Source organism: Streptomyces scabichelini (assembly GCF_011045015.1).
Lineage (GTDB): Bacteria > Actinomycetota > Actinomycetes > Streptomycetales > Streptomycetaceae > Streptomyces > Streptomyces scabichelini.
In genome coordinates this window covers 1-6,300 of the sequence record NZ_JAAKZY010000355.1, presented here as the reverse complement: position 1 = coordinate 6,300, position 6,300 = coordinate 1, and the positions used below count along the sequence as shown (strand labels likewise).

General features: G+C 69.7%; 6 protein-coding genes. 5 read left to right on the top strand and 1 reads right to left on the bottom strand.

What is annotated here, in order from left to right:
• The first annotated feature begins 24 nt into the window (after window positions 1-24).
• The 4 genes from G5C60_RS48900 to G5C60_RS48885 all read left to right on the top strand — a co-directional run bounded on the left by G5C60_RS48900 (window position 25) and on the right by G5C60_RS48885 (window position 2,906).
• The gene (locus G5C60_RS48900; RefSeq protein WP_165270481.1) at window positions 25-675 is read left to right on the top strand and encodes an ABC transporter permease; all 651 of its coding nucleotides are present in this window, start codon (window positions 25-27) and stop codon (window positions 673-675) included.
• A gap of 4 nt (window positions 676-679) precedes the next feature.
• On the top strand, window positions 680-1,342 hold the full coding sequence (locus G5C60_RS48895; RefSeq protein WP_165270479.1) for an ABC transporter permease: 663 nt from the start codon (window positions 680-682) through the stop codon (window positions 1,340-1,342).
• A 126-nt stretch (window positions 1,343-1,468) separates the two neighbouring features.
• Window positions 1,469-2,401 (top strand): glycine betaine ABC transporter substrate-binding protein, encoded by a 933-nt coding sequence (locus G5C60_RS48890; protein ID WP_165270477.1) that lies wholly within the window; start codon window positions 1,469-1,471, stop codon window positions 2,399-2,401.
• Window positions 2,402-2,477: 76 nt separating this feature from the next.
• Window positions 2,478-2,906: a hypothetical protein gene (locus G5C60_RS48885; RefSeq protein ID WP_165270475.1), complete on the top strand. Its 429-nt coding sequence runs from the start codon at window positions 2,478-2,480 to the stop codon at window positions 2,904-2,906.
• A gap of 439 nt (window positions 2,907-3,345) precedes the next feature.
• On the opposite strand, the gene G5C60_RS48880 is transcribed toward G5C60_RS48885, so the two are convergent.
• Window positions 3,346-4,737, bottom strand: a complete 1,392-nt coding sequence (locus G5C60_RS48880; protein ID WP_165270473.1) for a cystathionine beta-synthase — start codon at window positions 4,735-4,737, stop codon at window positions 3,346-3,348.
• A 146-nt stretch (window positions 4,738-4,883) separates the two neighbouring features.
• Between G5C60_RS48880 and G5C60_RS48875 the strand changes: the two genes are divergently transcribed.
• On the top strand, window positions 4,884-5,909 hold the full coding sequence (locus tag G5C60_RS48875) for an SGNH/GDSL hydrolase family protein (RefSeq protein WP_165270471.1): 1,026 nt from the start codon (window positions 4,884-4,886) through the stop codon (window positions 5,907-5,909).
• Window positions 5,910-6,300: the final 391 nt, after the last annotated feature.

Genomic DNA, 6,300 nt, shown 5'->3' with positions numbered 1-6,300 from the left:
CCCCACCCCCGAAGGCGGTGCGGCATGACCATCGACTGGTCGTGGATAGGCGACCACACCGACGACCTCACCACCCTCACCCTCTCCCACCTCCAGGCCGCCCTCTCCGCCGTCTTCTTCGGGCTGCTGATCTCCCTCCCCCTGGCCGTGGTCGCCCACCGGATCCGCCCCCTGCGCGGCCTCCTCCTGGGCCTCTCCAACGTCCTGTTCACCATCCCCTCGATCGCGGTCTTCGTGCTCCTGCTGCCGGTCAGCGGGCTCACCCGCACCACCACCGTCATCGGCCTGACGATCTACACCCTCGTCGTGCTGCTCAGGAACACGGTCGAGGGCCTCGACGCGGTACCGGCGAAGACCAAGGAAGCCGCGAAGGCCATGGGCACCCGCCCCTTCCGCACCCTCCTCACCGTCGAGCTCCCCCTCGCGCTCCCGGTGATCATGGCGGGCGTCCGCATCGCGACGGTCATGTCGATCTCGCTCGTCTCCGTGGCGACCTACATCGGCGACGGCGGCCTGGGCCAGCTCTTCACGGACGGCTTCCAGCGCAACTTCCCCACGCCGGTGATCGTCGGCGTCGTCCTCACCCTGTTGCTGGCCCTGGTCGCGGACGCGCTCCTGGTCGCGCTCCAGTACGTACTCACCCCGTGGACTCACCGGAAGCAAAGGGCGGCCTGAGCCCATGTACGAACTCTTCAAGAACCTCGGCGACTGGCTGGTCAGCGGCGAGCAGTGGTCCGGCGCCGACGGCATCGGACACCGCCTCGCCGAACACCTCCAGTACTCGCTCCTCGCCACGCTCGTGGCAGCCGCGATCGCCCTCCCCCTGGGCCTGCTGATCGGACACACCGGCCGCGGCGCATTCCTCGCGATCAACCTCGCGTCCTTCGGCCGCGCCCTGCCCACCGTCGGCCTGGTCGTCCTGGTCTTCCTGGCCAGCGGCCTGTCGATGTGGCCGGTGTACATCGCGTTGGTCGCCCTCGCCGTCCCGGCGATCGTGACGAACACGTACGCGGGCATGACCGCCGTCGACCCGGACGTGAAGGACGCCGCGCGGGGCCAGGGCATGCGCTGGCACCAGGTCCTGTTCCAGGTCGAGCTGCCCCTCGCGCTGCCCCTGATCATGACGGGCCTGCGCCTCGCGCTGATCCAGGTGGTGGCGACGGCCACGATCGCCGCGTACGTCTCTTTCGGCGGGCTGGGTCGGTATGTGTTCGACGGGCTTGCTCAGCGGGACCTTGTGCAGGTGCTGGGCGGTGCGGTGCTTGTCGCCGTGGTCGCCGTTGTTCTCGACCTGGCCTTGAGCGGCCTGCAGCGGGTCCTCTTCCGGCACCGCCCCGCGTAGGCGCTCCGCCGGAAGGGCGGTTCGTATCTGCGGGCCGTCTGTGGCTGATCGCGCCCACGCGGCGGAGCCGCAAATTGATACAGCCCCGCGCCCCTAAAGGGGCGACCCACACTTAGGAGCTCCCCTGTGAACCGACGTACCCTCCTCGGCGGCCTCTTCGCCGCCGCCTCCGTCCCTGCGCTCTCCGCCTGCAGCAGCGGCATCACCTCGCTCGACGGCGGGGGCGGCGCCGGCGGCGGTGGTGGCTCCAGCAAGAGCGGTATCACCATCGGCACCGCCAACTTCACCGAGAACCAGGTTCTCGGCTACCTCTACGCGGCCGTACTCGACGCCGCGGGCGTCAAGACGACCGTCCGTCCCAACCTCGGCACCCGCGAGATCCTCATCCCCGCCATCAAGGGAGGCGACATCGACCTGCTCCCCGAGTACCAGGGCGCTCTCCTCCACTACGTCGACCCCAAGTCGAAGGCCACCGAGGAGGGCGAGATGCAGAACGCCCTCGCGATGGCCCTCCCCGCCGGGCTCCAGGTGCTGCCGTACGGCATGGCCGAGGACTCCGACGCGTTCGTCGTCACCCGGGAGACCGCCGACAAGTACGGCCTCGCCTCCCTCGCCGACCTGAAGAAGCAGAACGGCAAGCTCGTCATCGGCGCCGCCCCCGAGGTGAAGAAGCGCGAGGTGGGTGTGGTCGGCCTCGAGGAGGTGTACGGCCTGGAGTTCAAGGAGTTCAAGTCGCTTGATTCATCGGGGCCGTTGGTGAAGGGCGCCCTCAAGAAGGGCGATGTGGACGTGGCGAACCTCTTCACCACCGACACCGACATCCAGGAGAACCGGTGGGTCGTCCTCACCGACCCCAAGAACCTGATCCCCGGCCAGCACGTCGTTCCCCTGATCGCCGACCGCAGGGCCGACTCGATCGTCCGCAAGGCCCTCGCCGAACTCGGCAACGTCCTGACCACCGCGGACCTCACCGAGCTCAATCGTCAGGTCGACAAGGACAAGAAGGACCCCGAGGACGTGGCGAACTCGTACGCCGAGAAGAAGGGGCTGACGAAGTAACACGGGGGTACGGCCCAGCTCGGACAGGGGGGCTAACCCTAGTGCCAACCGGGCCCGGGCTCTTTACCGTAAGCACATGACCGGTATGGAAGCCCGCGACGCCGAACTCAAGAAGGAACTCGACGCCACCCTGCACGCGCGCAGGGAACTGGGCGACGAGTACGACTCCGCGCTGGTCGACTCGTTCCTGGAAAAGGTCGAGCAGCGCCTGGACGGCGCGGTCGAGCGCCGGGTACGACGACAGCTCGCGGAACAGCAGATGGTGGTGGCCCGGGGCTCACGCTCCCCGCAGTCCAGCGACTCCTTCGGTGAGCGCTTCGGCTTCGGGATCGTCTCGCTGGTCCTCGCGGTCCCGCTGTCCGCGATCGGCGGCGGGGTCGCGGACCTGCCCGGCCTCCTCATCGCCTGGACGGGCATCGTGGGAGTCAACGTGGTCCAGGTCGCCCGCCACACCCCACTTTTCGGCCGCCGCAGGGGCAGGTCGGACTCGGACTGGGAAGAGTAGGCACCGTCTTTCAAACGACGACGGCCGCAACCATCGATTGAGGAACCCCGACGGCGAGCAACCAGCTCCGCGAGAGCGGCGGCGGTTCAGCCGCAAAGGGGGGTGCGTAGAAAAAGCTATTCGCGGGGACCGCCGCACCCCCGTGAACGGGGGGCGGGACGACGGCGGTCCCCGCGAGGGACGCGGGCCGGGTCAGGGCCGGGCTTGCGCGTCCATGGCGTCCATGGAGGTCCGGGAGCCGCTCCGGAGGTCCTTGGCGCCGTTCGGCGTCGGCCTGGGCGGGGAGCCGCTCCCGCCCTTGCCGACATCCACCAATGTGCCGGACGCGTGTTAAGCCGGTGCTGCGCGGACGTGACGCGCTCGTACCACTTCCGCGAAGTTCCGCGAGGACCGCGCGCGCCGGAAGTTCCCGGTCGGCACGCTCAGTTCACCGGAAGTCCTACTGCCGGTTGCTCTTGGCCAGGAAGGACAGCAGGTCCTGCCGGCTGACGACGCCGGTCGGCTTGCCCTCGACCAGCACGATCGCCGCGTCGGCGGCGCCGAGTACGGACATCAGGTCGCCCACCGGCTCACCGGAGCCGACCTGCGGCAGCGGCGCCGACATGTGCTTCTCCAGCGGGTCCTCCAGCGAGGCCGTCTTGGTGAACAGGGCGCCGAGAAGCTCCCGTTCGACGACCGAGCCCACGACCTCGGCGGCCATCACGTCCGGGTGTCCGGCACCGGGCTTGACGATCGGCATCTGCGAGACGCCGTACTCGCGCAGCACCTCGATCGCCTCGCCGACCGTCTCGTCCGGGTGCATGTGGACGAGTGAGGGCATGGAACCGCCCGCCTTGTCGCTGAGCACGTCACCGACCCGCGCGCTCGGACCGCTGTCCTCAAGGAAGCCGTAGTCGGCCATCCATTCATCGTTGAAAATTTTACTAAGGTATCCGCGCCCACTGTCCGGCAGCAGCACGACCACGACGTCATCTGGCCCGAGCCGCGCGGCGACCTTCAGCGCCGCCACGACGGCCATCCCGCACGAGCCGCCGACCAGCAGTCCCTCCTCCTTCGCGAGCCGCCGCGTCATCTGGAAGGAGTCCTTGTCGGACACGGCGACGATCTCGTCCGCGACGGTCCGGTCGTAGGCGGTGGGCCAGAAGTCCTCGCCGACGCCCTCCACGAGGTACGGCCGCCCGGACCCGCCGGAGTACACGGAGCCCTCGGGGTCGGCGCCGATGACCTGGACCCTGCCGTCACTCGCGTCCTTCAGATACCGCCCCGTACCCGAGATGGTTCCTCCGGTCCCGACCCCGGTGACGAAGTGGGTGATCCGTCCCTCCGTCTGCTCCCACAGCTCGGGGCCGGTGGAGTGATAGTGCGAGAGGGGATTGTTGGGGTTGGAGTACTGGTCCGGCTTCCAGGCACCGGGGGTCTCGTGCACCAGCCGGTCGGAGACGTTGTAGTACGAGTCCGGGTGCTCGGGGTCCACGGCGGTCGGGCATACGACGACCTCGGCGCCGTACGCCCGCAGCACATTGATCTTGTCGGTGGAGACCTTGTCCGGGCACACGAAGATGCACTTGTACCCCTTCTGCTGGGCCACGATGGCGAGACCGACGCCCGTGTTCCCGCTGGTCGGCTCGACGATCGTGCCCCCGGGCTTCAGGGCTCCGCTCTCCTCCGCGGCCTCGATCATGCGCAGGGCGATGCGGTCCTTCACGGAGCCGCCCGGGTTGAAGTACTCGACCTTCGCGAGGACGGTCGCCTGGATACCGGCGGTCACGCTGTTAAGCCTCACCAGCGGGGTGTTGCCGACGAGACTGATCATCGAGTCGTGGAATTGCACCGTTGTCTCCGGAGCTGAAAAGAAGTGGTCGGGGTGGTTCCGTCAGCCTAAGCCCGGGCCGGGCGTTCACGTGCCGTTGAGATTGGGCGACGGCCTGTACGGGGCAAGCAGTGGTTGTACGGGCTTTGAGGAGGTGGCGGCTTCGCATGTCGAGCTTGTCGAGGGCGAGGGTGGCACGGCGGATCGCGGCGGGCGCGGCGTACGGCGGCGGTGGGATCGGGTTACTGGGCGCGGCGACGATCGGCCTCGTGCTGGCCGAGGTGCAGCTGGCGAAGCGACAGGTGGGAAACGGTCACAGTCCGCATCCGCCCAGCGCCGACGGCCTGTACGGGCACCCCTATGCCGGGCCCGAGGAGCCGCTGCGGCTGACCATGCTCGGGGACTCCACGGCCTCGGGGCAGGGCGTGCGCCGGGCCCGCGAGACGCCGGGCGCGCTGCTCGCCTCGGGGCTCGCGGCGGTGGCCGAGCGGCCGGTGGAACTGCGGAACGTGGCACTGCCGGGTGCCCAGTCGGACGACCTGGACCGCCAGGTCGGCCTGGCTCTCGGGGACCCGGGGAGGGTCCCCGACGTATGCGTGATCATGGTCGGCGCGAACGATGTCACCCATCGCATGCCCGCGACGCGCTCGGTCCGCCATCTCTCCTCGGCGGTACGGCGGCTGCGTACGGCCGGTGCCGAGGTCGTCGTCGGCACGTGTCCCGACCTGGGCACCATCGAGCCCGTTCAGCAGCCGTTGCGCTGGCTCGCCCGGCGGGCCTCGCGGCAGCTGGCGGCGGCGCAGACGATCGGCACGGTGGAGCAGGGCGGGCGTACGGTTTCGCTGGGTGATCTGCTGGGGCCCGAATTCGCGGCGAATCCGCGGGAACTCTTCGGACCGGACAACTACCACCCCTCGGCGGAGGGCTACGCGACGGCGGCCATGGCGGTCCTTCCCACGGTGTGCGCTGCGCTGGGCCTCTGGCCGGCGGAGGAGGAACGCCCGGATGCCTCCCGCCGCGAGGGGTTCCTGCCGGTGGCCCGTGCCGCCGCGGAGGCGGCGTCGGAGGCGGGGACGGAGGTCGCGGCGGCCATGCCTACGGGGCCGCGTGGTCCCTGGGCCCTCTTGAAACGCCGGCGTCGGCGGCGGGTGCCTGCGACGGATCCTGCCCCTGCGTCTTCGCCTTCGGCTTGAGAGGTGCGGGTGGGTTGGTGGCTGGTCGCGCAGTTCCCCGCGCCCCTGGGGTCCGGTGGGGGTGCGGGGTCGTGGGCCGGTGCGTCAGCCCGTCGCAGGGTGGGCATACGGCCCGGTGTCGGTACACGGTGCGGGTGACCTGAGACCGAACCTACGCGACGGGCATACGACGCACCGACCCACGCCCCCTCCCGCCGGTGGGAGGCTGCGGGCACGTGGTGGCTGGTGAGCATGATGACTGACGGCTCCCGGAGCGCCCCTTCAGGGGCGCCCCGTCAGGGGCGCTCACAGCTCTGCCGGAGCCGACCCCTTCAGTATGTCCAGGTCGAAGGCCTCGGCCATTTCCTCGTAACCCCTGTCGCTCGGGTGCAGGTGGTCGCCCGAGTCGTAC

Bases quoted from the DNA above. Each gene is read 5' to 3' on its own strand.
- G5C60_RS48900 (WP_165270481.1), top strand. From the start codon at position 25: ATGACCATCGACTGGTCGTGGATAGGCGACCACACCGACGACCTCACC.
- G5C60_RS48895 (WP_165270479.1), top strand. From the start codon at position 680: ATGTACGAACTCTTCAAGAACCTCGGCGACTGGCTGGTCAGCGGCGAG.
- G5C60_RS48885 (WP_165270475.1), top strand. From the start codon at position 2,478: ATGACCGGTATGGAAGCCCGCGACGCCGAACTCAAGAAGGAACTCGAC.
- G5C60_RS48875 (WP_165270471.1), top strand. From the start codon at position 4,884: ATGTCGAGCTTGTCGAGGGCGAGGGTGGCACGGCGGATCGCGGCGGGC.